This is a genomic window from Streptomyces sp. NPDC048462 (genome assembly GCF_043200175.1).
In the GTDB taxonomy this organism is placed as follows: Bacteria; Actinomycetota; Actinomycetes; order Streptomycetales; family Streptomycetaceae; genus Streptomyces.
Genome location: NZ_JBICXG010000020.1, coordinates 121,786 through 139,339 on the forward strand (window position 1 = coordinate 121,786; position 17,554 = coordinate 139,339).

The 17,554-nt window shown below is 72.1% G+C and carries 13 protein-coding genes; 5 read left to right on the forward strand and 8 right to left on the reverse strand.

The features are described 5' to 3' along the window. Window positions 1–7 precede the first annotated feature (7 nt). From ACGFU6_RS28410 to ACGFU6_RS28425, 4 genes are all read right to left on the reverse strand, one after another. Complete coding sequence (locus tag ACGFU6_RS28410) at window positions 8–1,486, reverse strand: trifunctional class I SAM-dependent methyltransferase/NUDIX hydrolase/VOC family protein (protein WP_393614969.1); 1,479 nt, start codon at window positions 1,484–1,486, stop codon at window positions 8–10. Between the two features lie 76 nt (window positions 1,487–1,562). Continuing rightward, entirely contained in the window at window positions 1,563–2,456 is an 894-nt protein-coding gene (locus ACGFU6_RS28415; RefSeq protein WP_393615026.1) for an esterase/lipase family protein, read from the reverse strand. 202 nt (window positions 2,457–2,658) lie between these two features. Then, a complete protein-coding gene (locus ACGFU6_RS28420) occupies window positions 2,659–3,675 on the reverse strand; it encodes a hypothetical protein (RefSeq protein WP_393614971.1) in 1,017 nt (338 codons plus the stop codon). Continuing rightward, window positions 3,672–7,238 (reverse strand): DNA polymerase III subunit alpha, encoded by a 3,567-nt coding sequence (locus ACGFU6_RS28425; RefSeq protein ID WP_393614973.1) that lies wholly within the window; start codon window positions 7,236–7,238, stop codon window positions 3,672–3,674. The genes ACGFU6_RS28420 and ACGFU6_RS28425 overlap by 4 nt, the downstream gene beginning before the upstream one ends. A 105-nt stretch (window positions 7,239–7,343) precedes the next feature. On the opposite strand from ACGFU6_RS28425, the gene ACGFU6_RS28430 reads away from it, so the two are divergent. Continuing rightward, the gene (locus ACGFU6_RS28430) at window positions 7,344–8,489 is read left to right on the forward strand and encodes a DUF3533 domain-containing protein (protein ID WP_393614975.1); all 1,146 of its coding nucleotides are present in this window, start codon (window positions 7,344–7,346) and stop codon (window positions 8,487–8,489) included. Window positions 8,490–8,595: 106 nt separating this feature from the next. On the opposite strand, the gene ACGFU6_RS28435 is transcribed toward ACGFU6_RS28430, so the two are convergent. Further along, complete coding sequence (locus ACGFU6_RS28435) at window positions 8,596–9,714, reverse strand: hypothetical protein (protein ID WP_393614977.1); 1,119 nt, start codon at window positions 9,712–9,714, stop codon at window positions 8,596–8,598. Window positions 9,715–10,047: 333 nt separating this feature from the next. Here ACGFU6_RS28435 and ACGFU6_RS28440 point away from each other — a divergent pair, with 333 nt between their 5' ends. Continuing rightward, complete coding sequence (locus ACGFU6_RS28440) at window positions 10,048–10,545, forward strand: phospholipase (RefSeq protein WP_393614979.1); 498 nt, start codon at window positions 10,048–10,050, stop codon at window positions 10,543–10,545. A 235-nt stretch (window positions 10,546–10,780) separates the two neighbouring features. Here ACGFU6_RS28440 and ACGFU6_RS28445 read toward each other — a convergent pair whose 3' ends face one another. Next, a complete protein-coding gene (locus tag ACGFU6_RS28445; protein ID WP_393614981.1) occupies window positions 10,781–10,993 on the reverse strand; it encodes a hypothetical protein in 213 nt (70 codons plus the stop codon). A 257-nt stretch (window positions 10,994–11,250) separates the two neighbouring features. Beyond that, on the reverse strand, window positions 11,251–12,240 hold the full coding sequence (locus ACGFU6_RS28450; RefSeq protein WP_393614983.1) for an Lrp/AsnC family transcriptional regulator: 990 nt from the start codon (window positions 12,238–12,240) through the stop codon (window positions 11,251–11,253). Between the two features lie 165 nt (window positions 12,241–12,405). Between ACGFU6_RS28450 and ACGFU6_RS28455 the strand changes: the two genes are divergently transcribed. Then, window positions 12,406–13,842, forward strand: a complete 1,437-nt coding sequence (locus ACGFU6_RS28455; RefSeq protein ID WP_393614984.1) for an MFS transporter — start codon at window positions 12,406–12,408, stop codon at window positions 13,840–13,842. A gap of 75 nt (window positions 13,843–13,917) precedes the next feature. Beyond that, window positions 13,918–15,090, forward strand: a complete 1,173-nt coding sequence (locus tag ACGFU6_RS28460; protein ID WP_393614985.1) for an amidohydrolase — start codon at window positions 13,918–13,920, stop codon at window positions 15,088–15,090. A gap of 63 nt (window positions 15,091–15,153) precedes the next feature. Here ACGFU6_RS28460 and ACGFU6_RS28465 read toward each other — a convergent pair whose 3' ends face one another. Then, on the reverse strand, window positions 15,154–16,239 hold the full coding sequence (locus ACGFU6_RS28465) for a S1 family peptidase (RefSeq protein WP_393614987.1): 1,086 nt from the start codon (window positions 16,237–16,239) through the stop codon (window positions 15,154–15,156). 357 nt (window positions 16,240–16,596) lie between these two features. Here ACGFU6_RS28465 and ACGFU6_RS28470 point away from each other — a divergent pair, with 357 nt between their 5' ends. Beyond that, complete coding sequence (locus ACGFU6_RS28470) at window positions 16,597–17,472, forward strand: alpha/beta fold hydrolase (protein WP_393614989.1); 876 nt, start codon at window positions 16,597–16,599, stop codon at window positions 17,470–17,472. The last annotated feature ends 82 nt before the right edge of the window (window positions 17,473–17,554 follow it).

The window sequence follows — 17,554 nt, forward strand, 5'->3', positions numbered from 1 at the left end:
GGGCCCCTCAGCCAGCCACCAGCTCGACCTCGTACCCCGCCGCGTCCTCCAGATACGCGGCCACGTGCCCGTCGCCGCCCGCATGCGGATGGCGGTCCGGGAAGAGCAGCCGCCAGCCGTGCTCGGGGGCTCGGGCCACCAGCGCGTCGAGGGCCTCCCGGTCCGCCACGTGGAACGCCAGGTGGTTGAGGCCCGGACGGCGCCGCTCGTGGGCCCCGGGGACCAGGTCGGGCGACTGCTCGACGACCACGTAGCCGTCGCCCCGGCGCCAGCTGCGCCCGTGCGCCCACCGCTGGTACGGGACATGGCCCAGCTCACCGAGGAGCCAGCCCCACCCCGCCTCGGCCGCCGCCAGATCGGGCACCCACAGCTCGATGTGGTGGACCCGGCCGGTGCGGTCCCCGCCGGCCGGCAGCGGGACCGCGCGACGGGGGCCGCGCGGTTCGTAAGCGACGGTGTCGCCGTCCTCGTGCCAGTGGACCAGGAAGCGCTCCCCCGCCCGGTAACCGTCGAGCCCGGCCCGGCAGTACGCCACCATGTCGTCCGGAAGGGCGTCCAGCGGGAACCAGGCCAGCTCCGAGCACTTGTCCGGTTCGCGGTTGTACGGGGGTCTGGCCGGGTCGTACTCCGCCTCGAAGAACCAGCCGGTCCTGGGGCTGCCGCCCGGCCCCCGGTGCTGCATGACGAGGGCCACCCGCAACTCCTCCGGCTCCAGGGCGATCCCGGTCTCCTCGGCCGCCTCGCGGATCATGCCCTCGCGGACGTCCTCGCCGTCCTCCAGATGCCCGGACGGGGCGTGCAGCAGCCCGTCCGCGTACCCCGTACCGGCGCGGCGGGCGAGCAGGACCTCGGAGCCGCGCCGCAGGATCAGATGCACGTCCACCACCTCGGTGTGCCGGCGCGGCGGTTCGGCGCGGGCCACCAGGGTGTAGCGCTCGTCGTCGACGTCCTTGCCCCAGAGGTCGCGGTCGCCGGAGAGCCGTTCGTGATGGATGCGTTCGGTGAACGGGGCGAGCAGCGCGGTGAGCTGCCGGGCGGACAGCCCGGCCCCGTTCCACACGCCCTCGATCAGCACCAGTCTGCCGCCGGGCCGCAGCAGGCCGAACCAGTGCCGCAGGACCGCCGCCGGGTCGGGCAGCAGCCACACCACGTGCCGGGCCAGGATCACGTCGAACCGCTGCTTGCCGACGGGCGGTGCCGCGGCGTCCCCGGTGAGCACCTCGGTGCCGGTGCCGGCCAGCTTGGCGCGCGCCTGCTCCACCATGCGCGGCGAGCGGTCCACGGCGGTGACCCGGTGCCCCTGCCCGGTGACGAGCAGGGCCAGGCTTCCGGTGCCGCATCCGAGGTCGAGGACTTCGGAACGCTCCCGGGGCAGCCAGCTCTCCAGGCGTTGCGCCCACGCGTGCCGGACCACGGGGTCGAGCAGTCCGTGGTCCGGCTCCTCGTCGAAGGAATCGGCGGCGGAGTCCCAGTCGATCGTCGTCATGCTCCGATCGTGCCATCCACCGCTGACAGTGGCGGATCCCCCGGGAAGCCCGGTCCCGGGGGAGGGACGGAGCGCCCTACCCGACGGCCGAGGCGCAGTTGGTCCTGGTGGCGTGCGCCGGGTCGAGGGCGTTGACCACCTCGTGGTAGGCGACCCGGTCGACGGTCCCGATCGCCACGTGCTCGGACAGGTCGACCGGGCACAGGTCCTGGAGCAGGACGTTGTGCACGTCGGGTCCGTCCAGGAACTGTGTCCGGTACGGGGTCACGACCTCGTCGTACTTGGTCGCGATGACGGTGTAGTGCACGCCGGGCACGGTGTCGGGTACGGAGTTGAGCTTGGTCACGAAGGGCGAACCGGCCACCTGGTCCGCGAGTCCGGGCGTGTGCTCGTTGAGCAGGTCGCCCGCGCCGGGGAAGTACGGCAGGAGCTTGGTCAGGCCGAGGAGGGTGGTGCCGTGGTTGTCGGGCGCGAGCCCGATCATGGCGTTCACCTTGGCCGCCCCGCCCAGGAACTTCAGGTAGTAGTTCGGCATCATGCCGCCCTGGGAGTGACCCACGATGTCCGCCTTGGGCGCCCCGGTGGAGGCGAGCACCTTGTCGACGAACGTGGCGAGCTGCCCGGCCGACTTGTCGATGGGGCCCAGGCCGTTGAAGAGCGGCACACCGGGGAGCTGCCCGTAGTCGAGCGAGTAGACGCAGTAGCCCCGGTTCACCAGGTAGGGGGCGAGGACCAGCCAGTTGTCGACCGAGTTCCCGAAGGTTCCGTGGACCAGGACGACGGGCCGGGGGTGTGCTGCGGAGGGTTTGCAGGAGTAGTCGTTCCAGCCGTGTGAGGTGGCCGTGGCGGCGGTGGGGGTGGCGGCAGCGGCGGTGGCCGTGGGGGTGGCGACCGCGGCGACTGCGAGGAGCAGTGCGGCGAGGGTTCTGCGCGCTCGTGGGGTGCGCGGCGCACGGGTCCAGGGCAGCATCGTGGGTTCTCCTTGCGGCTCAAGGGAGTTGCGATGTCTGTGCACCCTGCGGTCCGGACCACAAGTGATGACGGTGTTCTGCACGCTCACGTTCTGCGTGCTCATGCCAACTTACGCACGAGTAGGGTTTCCTGGGAAGTTACGCGTCGGTAAAAACTGACCGGCGGTAACCGCGACTTCCGGACAGGCCCCGCCCGGCGGTTCAGGCCGCGAGCCGCCCCGGCATCACGGCCTGCGGCCCGAACCTGGCCCGCAGCCGGTCCGCCACCGCCTCGATCCGCCGCGCCCGCTCGTCCACCGGATCGAAGGTCAGCTGGTGCGCGGCCCGCCCCGCGTCCCCGAGCCCCTCGGCACGCAGGGCGATCCCCCGCACCCGGGCGCGCTGCAGGGCGAACGAGTCATGGATGCGGTAGGCGAGCGCGGTGAGCTCCGCGGAGTGCGCGGTGGGCTCGCGGAGCGTACGGCTGCGGGTCAGCGTCGAGTAACCGGTCCGGTCGGCATAGCGCACGGAGACCGCGAGCGAGCGGCACACCTGCCCCTCACCGCGCATCCTCGCCCCCAGCTCCTCGGTGAGCGACATGAGCGCACGCCGCTGCCGCTCCCGGCCCAGCTCGTCGCGCGGGAAGGTGCGTTCGGCGGCGACCGACCGGGCGGCGGCGTTCGGTACCACCGTCGTACGGTCGATGCCCCGGGCCCGCTCCCACAGCTCGCGCCCGGTCCGCACCCCGGTGATCCGCTGGAGGGTGCCGAGCGGGGCGGCCGCGATCCGGCCGACGGAGTCGAGCCCGTACCCGCACAGGGTTCGGGCCGTCGCCGCCCCGACGCCGTCCAGCGCGGCGGCCGGCCGGTCCGCGAGAAAGGCGGCGCCCCCTCCGACGGGCACCACGAAGGTCGTCCCGGGCGTCGCCCGCCGCGCCGCCATCCGCGCCAGCATCGGGTTCTCGGCGGCCCCGATCGCGCAGTCCACGCCGTGCAGGGCCAGCGCGCGGACCCGGACGACCGCGGCCAGCCCGGCCGCGTCCCGCCCGAAGTAGCGCAGCGCGCCCCGCACATCGGCGAGCGCACCGTCCGGCGGCGCCGCCTCCACGAGCGGGGTGAACGAACCGAGCAGGTCCAGCAGTCCCGCGTAACCGGCCCCGTCCATAGGCCCGCCGCCGACCCGCCGGAACCGCAGACAGAGGATCCCGGGCCGCTCGTTCGCCCCGGGCCGCTCGTTCATCCCGCGCTCCCCGGGCTCTGGTGCCACAGCTTCCTTCCGGTGGGCGTGCCCTCGCCGGGCGGCTGGAGGTCCGCCCAGGGGTTCATCTCGTAACCGGTCGGCATCCGGATGCGGCGGCCGTCGTCCCCGCCGGCCGGGGACTCGTCCGGCGCGGGGGCGTCCTCGGGCTCGGGCTCCCGCGCCAGCCTGGCCGCGACCGCGTCGAGCCCCCCGGTACGCCGCAGTTCGGCCAGCTCGGCCAGATTCCAGGCGGCGGCGCCCACCACGCTCAGGCTCCGCGGCCCGCGCCGCTGCACCACTCCGCGCACCAGCAGCAGCCAGGAGTGGAAGACGGTGTACGCGCAGTCGGCGTGGCTGTCGTCGAAGAACGCCAGGTCGACCAGGCCCGTGCCGTCGTCCAGCGTCGTGAAGACGACCCGGCGCCCGGAGCGCACCGGCGGGGTCTGGGTGGCCGCCTTGGCGCCCGCGACCAGCACGGTCTCCCCGTGCCGCGCCTCGCGCAGCCGCTTGGCGGATACCGCTCCGAGCTCGGCCAGGAAGGCGTGGTGATCGCTCATCAGGTGGCGTGAGACATCCATGCTCAGCACGCCCAGCTCGGCGCTGAGCCGCTCCGCCTCATTGAGGTCGGGCAGGCCGATGGAGCCGGTACGGTGTCCGCCGCCGAGCGGGAGCTGCGCGCCCGAGCCGCCGGAACCCGCGCCCCGCTGGGCGCGGTGGAGCTCGGACAGATGCAGCAGCAGATCACGGCGGTTGGCGCCGAACGCGTCCAAAGCGCCCACCTGGGCCAGCCGTTCGGCGGCCGGCTTGGCCGGACGGGCCCGCTGCCAGAAGTCCAGCAGCGAGGTGTAGGGCTGCCCGTCCTCGATCCGGGCGACCTCGGCCGCACTGATCCCGTGGACGTCGGAGAGCGCCAGCCGCAGCCCCCAGGATTCCCCGCCCTCTCCATTACCGGACACCAGTTCGATTCGGTGAGCGGCCGCCGACCGGTTCACGTCCAGCGGCAGCACCGGCACCCCGCGCCGCCGCGCGTCCGCGAGCAACAGCCGCTTCGGGTACATCCCGGGGTCGTGGGTGAGCAGCCCGGCGTAGAAGGCCGCCGGGTGGTGCGCCTTCAGCCAGGCCGACTGGTAGGTCGGCACCGCGAAGGCGACCGCGTGCGCCTTGCAGAAGCCGTAGCTGCCGAACGCCTCGATGATCTCCCAGGCGCGGGCGATCACTTCGGCGCCGTACTGGCGCGCCGCCGCGTGCCGGGCGAACCAGATCCTGATCCGGCCCTGCGACTCGGGGTCGGAGAGCCCGCGCCTGACCCGGTCGGCCTCGTCCCGGCCGCAGCCGGTCATGATGTCGACCATCTCGATGATCTGCTCGTGGAAGACCACCACCCCGTAGGTCTCGCGCAGCGGCCCCTCCAGGTCGGGATGCGGATAGCGGACGGGCGCCCGGCCGTGCCGGGCCTCGATGAACGGCCGCACCATGTCGGCGGCGACCGGTCCGGGCCGGAACAGCGATATGTCGACGACCAGGTCGTGGAAGCCGTCCGGCTGGAGCCTGCCGATCAGATCGCGCTGGCCGGGCGACTCGATCTGGAAGCAGCCCAGCGTCTCGGCGGTCCTGATCAGCCGGTACGTCTCCGGGTCGCCCGGCTCCACGGCGTCCAGGTCGATCTCCTGGCCGGAGGCCCGCTTCACCTCGGTGACCGCGTGCGCCATCGCCGACTGCATCCGTACGCCCAGCACGTCGAGCTTGAGCAGCCCGAGGTCCTCCACGTCCTCCTTGTCGAACTGGGCCATGGGGAGGGGGGCACCTCCCATGCCCTTGAGGCTATGGGGGATCTCACCGCTGGTGGGCATGACGGGGGTGCGGCGCAGCAGCGAGGCGTCCGAGAGCAGGACCCCGCACGGGTGCATGGCGATGCCGCGCGGCAGCCCGTCCAGCGCTTCCACCAGCTCCCACAGCCTTCCGTACCTCTCCTTCGTCCGTGCCACCTCACGCAGTTCGGGCAGTTCTTCCATGGCCGCGCGGGCGTCGCGGGCCCGGATGTGCGGGAAGGCCTTGGCGAGCCGGTCGGTCTCGGCCGGGTTCATGGAGAGCGCGGCGCCGACGTCCCGGATGGCGTGGCGGACCCGGTAGGTCTCGGGCATGGCGACGGTGGCGACCCGTTCGGTGCCGAAGCGGCCGATGATCGCGCGGTAGACGTCGAGGCGGCGGGCCGATTCGACGTCGATGTCGATGTCGGGCAGCACGAAGCGGCGCTTGGACAGGAAGCGCTCCATCAGCAGCCCGTGCTCGACCGGGTCGGCGTGGGCGATGCCGAGGAGGTGGTTGACCAGGGAGCCGGCGCCGGAGCCGCGGGCGGCCACCCGGACCTTCATCTCCCTGATGTCGTCGACCACTTGGGCGACGGTCAGGAAGTACGAGGCGAAGCCGTGGTGGGCGATGATGTCCAGCTCGTGGTGCATCCGGTCCCAGTAGCCGGGCCTGCGGTCGTACCCGCGCAGCACCATGCCGGCGGCGGCGCGGGAGGCCAGCACCCGCTGGGCGGTGCGGCGGTCGGCGCCGACGAGGTGCGGTTCGGGGAAGTGGACGGAACCGAGGCCGATGTCGCCCTCGGGGTCGACGGCGCAGGAGTCGGCGGTGCGCCGGGTCTCCGCGAGCAGCGCCGCCCCGGCACTGGGGCCGAGCCCGGCGGCGGCGGTGATCCGCTCGGCGGTCTCCGCCATCGCGCGGGCGTCCTTCAGCCAGCGCTCACCGCTGTCGAGCGGGGCGCGGCGCGGGTCGACGGGGACGAGCCCGCGGGCCGAGTCGAGCACGTCGGCGACCGGGCCCTGCCCCGCGTCGGCGTACCGGACGGCGTTGGTCAGCACGGCCCGTATCCCCTGTTCGGCGGCGAAGCCGACGGTACGGGCGGCGAGCCGCAGCGAACCGGGTCCGGTGCCGCCGCGTCCGTGGTGGACCGCTTCGAGCCGCAGGTCGTCGCCGTACGCCTCCCGCCAGGGGGCGAGCAGGGCGGCGGCCCGGTCGGGGCGGCCGGCGGCGAGCGCCCGGCCCACCTCGGAGGCGGGGCCGAGCAGCACGGTGAGCCCTTCGGCGGGCGGCGCGGACCGGTCGAGCAGGGGCCGGCCGCCGTCGGGAACGGCGGCGTGGGCGGCGGTGACGAGGCGGCACAGCTCGGCCCAGCCCCGGGCGCCGTCGCGGGCGAGGAAGGTGACGCGGGGGGCGGATTCATCGACAAAGGCACCACCGCGGACCGGGGTCCGCAGCCGGTGCGCACGCCCGTCGCCCTCCGCACGCCCTGCGGGGGCAACCGCCAGCTCCACCCCGAAGACCGGCCGCACGACTGCCCGCTCGCAGGCCTTGGCGAACCGGACCGCACCCGCGAGGGTGTCGCGGTCGGTCAGCGCGAGGGCGTCCATCCCCCGTTCGGCGGCGCGCTCCGCCAGCCGCTCCGGGTGCGAGGCCCCGTACCGCAGGGAGAACCCGGAAACGGTATGCAGATGCGTGAACCCTGACACCCGCACCTCCTGGACCTGTCCGTGACTCTCCACCCCCTCGCTCTCCACCATAGACCACGTTCGAACATTCGTGCGATATCCGAGAAGTGAGTCACCCCTCAGCCATTCGGCCCGGCCCCGACTGCGTGGACAGCGGGCGCGCAGGACGGTGGGGGCATGACTTTCGCTGATGAGGTGAAGAACGCCGTCACTCCGCGGGCCGCACTGCTCGTCATCGGCGTACTGGCGCTGCAACTGCTGTTCATCGCGTCCTATGTCGGAGCGCTGCACAAGCCGAAGCCGACGGACGTCCCCTTCGGCGTCGTCGCACCCCAGCAGATCTCCGCCCGGCTCCTCACCGAGCTGAAGGACCTCCCCGGTGGCCCGCTGGACCCCCGCACGGTCACCGACGCGGCCACCGCCCGCAAGCAGATCCTGAACCGCGACATCGACGGCGCCCTGATCGTCAGCCCCAGGGGCACCACCGACACCGTGCTGGTCGCCTCCGGCGGCGGCACCGTCCTGGCCAACTCGCTGACGGCGATCATCACGAAGGTCGATCTCACCCAGCGGCGCACGGTGCGTTCCGTGGACGTGGCCCCGGCCTCGGACCAGGACTTCGACGGGCTCTCGTCCTTCTACCTGGTGGTGGGCTGGTGCGTGGGCGGCTACCTCTGCGCCTCGATCCTGGCGATCAGCGCCGGCACCCGCCCCGCCAACCGTCAGCGCGCGGTGATCCGGACCGGGGTCATGGCGCTCTACTCGATCGCGGGCGGAATCGGCGGCGCGATCATCATCGGCCCGATCCTCGGAGCCCTGCCCGGGTCCTTCTGGGGGCTGTCGGGCCTGGGCGCGCTGACCGTCTTCGCGGTCGGCATGATCACGCTCGCCCTGGAGGCCCTCACCGGCATCGTCGGCATCGGCCTGGCCGTCCTGCTCGTGGTGATCGCGGGCAACCCGAGCGCGGGCGGCGCCTTCCCGCTCCCGATGCTCCCGGACTTCTGGCGCGCGATCGGCCCCGCGCTCCCACCGGGGGCCGGTACCTGGGTGGCGCGCTCGATCGCCTACTTCCGGGGCAACGCGGTGACCGGACCGCTGCTGGTGCTGTCCGCGTGGGCGGTGGCCGGCACGGCCCTCACCCTGCTGCTGGCCATGCGCAGGAAGCCGGCGGCGAAGGAGACGGGCGGCGCCCCGCTCACCGGGACTGCGGGCGGCGGGACGGCGGGCGGCGGGACGGCGGGCGGCGGGACGGCGGGCGGCGGGACGGCGGGCGGCGGGACGGCGGGCGGCGGGACGGCGGGCGGCGGGTCGACGCTCGGTTAGGCCCGGGATCGGCAGACGGTCAGGGCCCCGGAATTCCCGGTCGAGCCGTCCGGAAGGCCGGCCCCCTGCGCAGAGGTGCCGCAGGGGTCCGGCCTTCCGGACGGATTCACACCCGGCTGCAGCGATCCCGAAGCTCGGAGACGACCGCTCTTTCACGGGCGTTGGCAGGACCGTCCACAGCGGCCACCCGCTCGGCCGCGTCGAGGAGGTCGCCGAGATCGCCCGGCTCGGCGTCCAGGCGTCGCCACACCTCGTCGGGGTCGACGTCGACAAGGTGAGCCAGCTCCTCGTCGACCACCTGGTGCCGGTCCCGCACCCGGCTCACCAGGTGCCGCATCAAGAGCGACTCGTCGTCGGTCGTCCTGGCGTCCGCCTTGATGACGAGCCAAGCGACCCACAGCATCAGCTGCGGGTGCCGGCTCCGCCCGCTCAGCCTCTCGGCAAGTTCGATCACCCGCGCCTCGTTCCGGAAGACGGCTTGCGCGTGCCGCCCCGCGAGCAGCGTCGTGCAGCGGTTCAGCACCACCGCGAGCGGAACGCCGACCACGGGGATACCGATCTTGATGACGTTGCGCTGCAGAAGGAACTTCCCGACGAACGGGAACCCCTTGGCGGCATTCAGCACCGCTCCGGAGTAGAAACGCTTGATCACCGGCCGCAGCATCACCGGGACCGCCTTGACCACGCCCTCCCGGACCACTTCCCCGCTCTTGATCGTGAAGGCCACGCGGATGAGCTTCCACATGTCATCGGGGTCGGCCAGATCGAGCGGTATCCGGTAGAGGACGGCGATGTCGTGGGCCAGGCGAAGCTGGAGCCGGGTGATGAACGCGACATCCACCATCATGGTCGCGACGGCGGCCGGCACGGTCGCGGACGAGGCACCCCCGAGCGTCCCGAGGGTGGCGACGACGGCTGCCGTGTAGGCCCCGGCGGAGAGCCCGCCCTCGAGCGCGGCGTACCGGGCCGCCATCTTGATCCGCTGATCGACGATCGCGTCCGCGGGCACGCCCTCGTACCGCTCCTGGAAGTACTGCCAGTTGACCTTGGAGGTGTACGAATTCAGGGCCTGGGCGCTGAGCTTGGTGAACCAGCCGCCCGACTTGATGTCGTGCGGGCTCAAGCCCTTGATGAACTCCCTCAGCTCGTCCCGCTCGCGCTCCACCGCCTCCCGGTCCACATCGCCGCCGTCCACGTCGGCCGCGTCCGTCGTAGCTTCGGTCATGACGAGTTTCCCCCAGGCAGTTCAGCGCATGGTCAGGTTGCCCGGCACGGACAACCTCGCTGACGTCTCGACACGGTGACTCAGTGGCAGACGTCTTTCGACGGATGTCCGTTGAACGACAACGCTATCGCGCGATCATGCGACTTCGGGTGAAAACGCGGCAGATCCACAAGGCGGAGGCGCCCTGCACCGGCCGGCCCGTTCGAAATGGCCGGGACCCAATTGCCGAAAACCACGTAGTAGGCATGTACATGACGGCATTCTGTAGCTACCTCATGAGACCCACGAGGCGCACCACTGCAACAACTCCCCCTACATCGCCGGAGGTTGTTCATGCGTCGCCGCTTCGCCACCTTGCTCGCCACGGCCGCCCTGTCGCTCCCGATCGCGCTGCTCCCCACCGTTTCGGCCTCCGCCGCCCCTGCGGACAAGCCCCAGGTCCTCAGCTCCTGGACCCAGACGAGCGCATCCAGTTACAACACCTGGAACGCCGCCCGCGGCAACCAGGGCGCATGGGGCGCGTACGGCTTCGACTGGTCGACGGACTACTGCAGCACCTCGCCCGACAACCCGTTCGGCTTCCCCTTCCAAACGGCCTGCGCCCGGCACGACTTCGGCTACCGCAACTACAAGGCCGCCGGCACGTTCTCCGCGAACAAGGCCCGCCTGGACTCCGCCCTCTACGCGGACCTCAAACGCGTCTGCGCCGCCTATTCCGGCGCCAAGCTGACCTCGTGCAACGCCACGGCCTGGACCTACTACCACGCGGTGGACATCTTCGGTGTCGCACCCGCGAAGACGGCCACGGGCAGCGCCCCTCGGACCGCCTGAACCACCCCGCGGATCCGCCCTCACGTACGGCGCCTTCCGGCAGGCCCGCCTTCGGGCCTGCCGGAAGGCCTGCCTCAGCGTCCCGCCCGCCCCCCTTGACAACTGCCCTCCCCTGTCGAACCGTCAGTAATCGATTAGGACGACCGGCCACCGAGCCATCGGGCAGCTCCGCGACTCTTCCGCCGACCCGAGCCGCGCCGCATCAAGGGGAGACATGAGCACTGGCGTCATAGCGTTACTGGTTGCCGTCGTCGGCGTGGCGGGCACCCTGCTGGCCCCCCATCACCACCGCGTGGGTGAGCTCGCGCTCACTGCGCCAGGAGTTCGAGCTCCAGCAGCTCGCCGACCGGGACAAGCGGCAGACCGACGCCTCGCAGGCGAACCTGGAGCGCCGTCGCGACATGTACGTCGCGCTGAACTCCGGCGCCCGCCGATACCGGTTCCGCATGATGGAGGACCTCTATGCCCTGCGAGCCGGAGCGGAACCCGACCCCGCGACGGAGTCCGTACGTATCGAGTTCCAGGACACCTACTCCCAGGCACAGATGCTCATCCCCGACGCCGTCCTGCAGCGCTGCCAAGTGGTTCGGCGCCGCCCGGCCCGGGAACCTCCCGCTGACCATCGACCCCACCCAGCCCCAGCGGGTTTCGAAAGTACCGTCTGCGTGGCTGCGTCCGGCACGCGCGTTTCGCCGTGTCGCGACCTCACATCCGCGCGGTAGCTCCGGCCCGCTTGTACGTGTGCAGGAGCAGGGACGTCTCCGCCGAGAGGAGGCCGGGGAGTCCGGCGAGGGCGTCCGGTTCGAAGGCCCGCAGCCGGGCCATGGAGGTGTGGCTCGTGTAGCCGAGGATGTTGTCCCGCCCGGTGGTCCGCACCAGGTGCCGCACCGAGGGCTCGCGCGCGAGGCTGCGCACCGTCTCCCCGACCGCCCCCGGCCGCACGGCGAGCCGGAAACGGGCCTCGACCGGGTAGCCGAGCACCGCCGGCTCGGCGAGCAGGCGCAGGTGCAGGGCGTGGGAGGCCATCAGGCGGGCCAGCCGCCGGCGCGCCGTGGTCTCCCCGACACTCAGCTCGCGGGCCAGCCGGGTCAGCGGCATGCGCGCGTCCCGTTCCAGCAGGGCGACGAGGGTACGGTCCAGCGCGTCGAGCACGGGTGGTGACGGCAGCGGGTGGCCTTCGCTGACCGCGCGCCGTACCGGGGTGGGTTCGGGATCGTGCGGGGCCCAGTCGTTGGCGGTGAGGAACAGGTCCAGGACCACGGAGGTGTGGACCCCGCGCACCCCGTCGAGGGCGCCGATCCCCTCGTCGACCGCCGCGAGCAGCCCGCCCTGGTCCTGGGCCTGGATCTCCGCGAAGACCTGCGGTTCCCCGGTGGCGACCTCGACGGACCGGATGTCGGGGCGCCTCGCCAGTGCCCCGGCGAGGCTGCCCAGGTGGCCGGGCGCGCAGCCGATGGCGAGTTCGGCCGTGATCCCCTCGCCCAGGTACTCCGGCACCAGGGCGGCGGTGAACCGGACGAGGCCCGTGGTGGTCATCCGCTCCAGGCGGCGGGCGACCGTGCGCTCGTGCACCCCGACGCGCTCGCCCACGTCGGACAGGGCAGCGCGGGGCTCGCGGCCGAGGACGCGCAGGATCGCGCGGTCCACGTCGTCGAAGGAGTACCGGGACCTGTGAGGGGCCGCCGTATCCGCCATGTCGCCTCCGTCCGTGGCCGGATTTCGCCGTTCCCGAGTGTGCCATGCCCGTATCAGCCGAGTGTCCGGCACCTTGTTGCCCCGAAATCGGGTCGTGGACGACATTGCAGTGCGCATTCCGCCGCTTCCACCTGCTCCGCCGGTCATCAGAACGGGTCACCACGTATGACTGATACTCGCGCCACCGCGCCGTCCGCGCCGGCTTCCGCGCCACGCCCCACACCGCCGGTGGCGGTGATCGCCTCGGTCGCCCTGGTCGAGCTGTCCAGCGGCATCACGCAGGGATTCCTGTCACCGCTGCTCCAGCGGCTGACGGGCACCCTGCACGTGACGGCGGCCGACCTCAACTGGCTCAGCATCTGCAACCTGCTGGCCAGCGTCGCCTTCACCCCGGTGCTCTCCCGGATGGGCGACCTCTACGGTCACCGGCGCATCCTGCGCTGGACCCTGGCCATCGTGCTGAGCGGTTCGCTGATCGTCGGGATGAGCACGTCGTTCAAGATGCTGCTGGTCGGCCAGGTGCTCCAGGGCGCGTTCGCCGGCTTCTTCCCCCTCCTCGTCGGAATCCTGCGCAACCGCACCAGCGACGGCGAGAGCAGGCGGGGCATCAGCCTCATGGTCGCCGCTCTGGTCGGCGGCCTCGCGGTCGGTCTGCTGGCCAGCGGTCTCGTCGCCCAGTACGTGGCACAGCCGACCGCGGCCCTGTGGGTGCCGGCCGTGGGCGTGGGCGTGGCGCTGATCGTGACCTGGCCACTGCTGCCCGAGAGCGATCACCGCCCCGGCGGCTCGGTGGACTGGCTCGGCGGCATCGTGCTCTCCGCGGGCCTGGTAGCGATCATGCTGGGGCTCGGCAAGGGCGGCACTCCGGGGTGGGCCTGGAACTCCGCCGCGACACTGGGCTGCCTGGCCGGCGGGGTCGCGCTCACGGCCCTGTTCGCGTGGATCGAGCTGCGCTCCGACGAGCCCATGATCGACGTGCGGCTCTTCGCGCACGGGGACGTCGTCGTGATCTCCCTGATCGCGCTCACGTTCTCCTTCTGCATGATCGGCCTCCAGGTGGCGAACCCCGTCTTCCTGAGCACCCCGGAGTCGTCCTTCGGCTACGGCCTGGGGCTGTCACCGCTGCGCACCGCCTTTGCGATGCTCCCGTACATGGGGGCGCTGGCGATCGGCTCGCTCACGGCTCCGGCGGTGGCGGTCAGGTTCGGTGACCGGTTCACGCTGGTGGCGGGATCGCTCCTGATGGCCGCCGGTTACGCCGGGGCGCTCGTCGCCCACCAGTCGCTCTGGCCCTTCCTCGTGACGACGCTGGTCTCCGGGGCGGGCTGCGGGTTCCTCCAGCAGTCGACGCGCACCCTCGCCGTCGAACTCGTCCCCCACGACCAGACATCGGTGGGGTCCGGAATCAACGAACTGCTGATCAACGTGGGCGGATCGCTGGGCGCGGCCGCGGTGCTGGCCGTCTCCGCGAAGGCCACACCCGCCGGGAGCCCGCTGCCGCGCCTCGGCGCGTACACCACCAGCTGGACCGTGTGCGTCGGCGTCTCCCTGCTGGGCGCGGTGATCGCCCTCTTCCTGCGCCGGTCCCCCGCGAAGCACTGACCCGTACGTGCCCCACGCACCCCGTCGTCCCCCCGCCCACCGCTTCCTGCTCCCTGCTCCCTGCTGGAGAACCGCATGAACACGTCCGCTCTGCGTGAGCGCAGCCGCACCGCCCTGTCCTCCTGCCGGGACCGGATGACGGACCTGAGCCACAGCCTGCACGCCGAACCCGAACTCGCCTACGAGGAGCACGAGTCCGCCCGCAAGATCGCCGACGAGCTGGAGCGCGGCGGCTTCGACGTGACCCGCGGGGTCGCGGACCTGCCGACGGCGTTCACCGCGACCGCCGGGTCCGGTGAGCTCGTGATCGGCATCTGCGCCGAGTACGACGCCCTGCCCGGCATCGGCCACGCCTGCGGCCACAACGTCAACGGTGCCGCCGCCACCGCCGCCGCGCTGGCCCTCGCGCCCCTCGCGGACGAGATCGGCGTGACCGTGAAGCTCCTCGGCACACCCGCCGAGGAGTACGGCGGCGGCAAGGCCGACATGCTGCGCGCCGGGCTGTTCGACGACGTCGCCGCCGCGATGATGGTCCACGCCGCGCCGCAGGATGCCGTGGGCATGGCGTCCCTGGCCATCAGCAGCTGGAAGGTCGCCTACACCGGGCGCACCGCACACGCCGCCGCCATGCCGCACCGCGGTGTCAACGCCGCCGACGCGATGATGATCGCCCAGGTCGCCATCAGCGCCTACCGCCAGCAGATGGCGCCCGGCGGAATCGTCCACGGCATCGTGACCTCGGGAGGCGAGGCGCCCAACGTCATTCCCGGCCGCACCACCGCCGACTACGACTGCCGGGCCGGGACCGTCGAGGAACTCGCCGTGCTCCAGGCCCGCATCCGGGCCTGCTTCGAGGCCGGCGCGCTGGCCACCGGAGCCGAGCTGAGCCTGGAGACGGTGGGCAACGACTACGCCGATCTGCGGCAGGACCTGGCGATGGCGGACATCTACCGCGACGTCGCCCGCGACCTCGGCCGCACCATCCGGGACGAACCGGGGCACCGGGCGGGCTCGACCGACATGGGCAACGTCTCCCACCTGGTGCCGGCCATCCACCCCATGATCGGCTACGACTGCGGCGACGCCATCATGCACAACCCCGACTTCACGGCGTACGGGACCGGCCCCGGCGCCGACCTCGCGGTCCTGGACGGCGGACTGGCCATGGCCTGGACCGCGATCGGCCTGGCCTGCGACACCGGCCACCGCGCGACGCTGCTCGAACGCCTGGCGGCACGGCGCGCGTGATCCGACGTGCACGAACGGCCCCCGGCGGGTGCCGGGGGCCGTTCACCACTGCGTTGCGGAGGGTCAGCCGATCTCCGCCCCGGTGGCCGCCAGCGCCTCCGGCACCGGCTGGAAGAACGTCTCGCCGCCCGAGGAGCAGTCACCGCTGCCGCCCGAGGTCAGGCCGATCGCCGTGTCACCGGCGAAGAGCGAGCCGCCGCTGTCGCCGGGCTCGGCGCAGACCGTCGTCTGGATCAGCCCGTTGACGATGTCGCCGTTGCCGTAGTTGACGGTGGCGTCCAGCCCCGTCACCTCGCCGTCGTGCACCTGGGTGGTGGAACCGCTGCGCGACACCGTCATCCCGACGGTCGCCTCGCCCGCCTTGGTGATCGGCTGGGTGGAGCCGTTGTAGAGGTCGACCTCGCTCGGGTGCGCGGTGTCCGAGGTGTACTTCACCAGGCCGAAGTCGTTGTCCGGGAACTCCGACGCCGCGTTGGTGCCGATCTCCCCGCCGCCCTGCGAGTCCGACCAGCTGGTGATCGCGTCGGTGCAGTGCCCGGCGGTCAGGAAGTACGGTTCGCCGTCCTTGACCACGTTGAAGCCGAGCGAGCAGCGTGCGCCGTCGCCCCAGATCGCGTCGCCGCCCGCGATGAGCGGCTTGAACTCCCCGGCGGACTTCTTGAGCTGGGCCTTGCCGCCCAGTGACTCGACCACCGAGCTGATCTTCTGCCAGGCCGCGCCCTTGACCGTACGGTCGGCGGTGACGACGACCTTGTTGCTGACCGGGTCGACGGCCCACGAGGTGCCGGGGATCGTGGCCTTGCCGGCCAGGGTCTGCCGGGCCGACTTCAGTTCGGCGAGCGAGTTCGGTACGACTCTGGCCCGGCCGCCCGCCTGCTGGACCTGCTCGGCGGCCGCCTTGTCGACCACGTTCATCACGAGGTTCTTCGACTTGGCGTCGTAGTACGAGCCGGCCGCGTCGCCGCCCAGATCCTTGCCCAGACCGGTCGCCAGCTTCCCGGCCGCGTCGGCCGTCAGCGTTCGCGCGGTGACCTCGGGCGTTCCTTCACTGGCGTTCGCACTCTGGAACGTCGCGCCCGCTGCGACCAGGGCGACCACCGCCGAACCCGCCAGCACTGCGCGCTTCCTGGATATGCGTCGATGCTTCAACTTCGACCTCCTGTGGGGCCGCGCACGGGTGATGTGGGGTCGCCCGTACACGGAGGATGAGGCGCCCACTATTCCGACGGAGCGGATAGCACACAAGGCCGACCTCAGGACGCACACACGACAACACCCCTTCGGTCTCACCGTGTTCACTTACCGGCGGTCACCCCCCTACTGTCCGGTATCCACCTGCGCGCGTCCGGTTCTCGACGCGTGCGGCCGGTTCTCGGCCGCGCGCCCCCTCGAAGCGCCCCGTATTCAATCAACGCGCAGTCCCCATAAGCGCTTTGATGGTCCATCATCGAATCAATACGGGGAAGTCGGGCACGTCGTGCCCGCACGGACACAAGGAGGCGCGGAGTGCGCAGTCGCGTGCGCGCAACCGACGGACGGCAACTGGTGGTGGAGCGTCTGGGGGATCCTCGTGGCAGACCGGTCTTTCTGCTGCACGGGATGCCCGGCAGCAGGCTCGGTCCGGCTCCGCGCGGCATGGTGCTGTACCAGCGCAAGACACAGCTGATCACCTACGACCGGCCGGGATACGGCGACTCCGACCGGCAGCCGGGCCGCTGCGTCGCCGACGCGGTGGAGGACGTCCGGGCCATCGCGGACCACATCGGACTCGAACGGTTCGCGGTCGTGGGCCGGTCCGGCGGGGCGTCGCACGCCCTGGCCTGCGCCGCGCTCATGCCGGAGCGGGTCACGCGTACCGCGGCCCTGGTGGGGCTGGCCCCCTGGGACGCCGCCGGACTCGACTGGTTCGACGGGATGGCCGCCTCCAACGTGGAGGCGTACACCACGGCGGCCGACGATCCGGACGGGCTCGCGGAGTCGTTCATCTCGCGGTCCGCGGTGATCAGACGGGATCCGGTCCGGCTCATCGACGATCTGCGCCGGGAGCTGACCGACTCCGACCGGATGGTGGTCAACGACGTCGGCGTACGCACCATGCTGTTGCGCAACTACCGCGAGGGGCTGCGCACTTCGGCGTACGGATGGATCGACGACGCGCTGGCGTTCAGCCGTCCCTGGGGGTTCGACCCGGCCGACATCACCGGACCGGTGCTGCTGTGGCACGGCGAGAAGGACGTCTTCTCACCGGTCGGGCACACCCGCTGGCTGGCGAGCCGAATCCCGGGTGCCACCGTCGTGGTGGAACCGGCGGCAGCGCATTTCGACGCGCTGCACGCGCTCCCCCGGATCCTCACCTGGCTGCTGGACACGGCCGAGCGGTGAGGTGAACGGGGGCGGGGGCGTCCGGCGACGGCCGGACACCCCCGTTTCCGTTTCCTCATGCCGCACGCACCCCCGTGCGGCG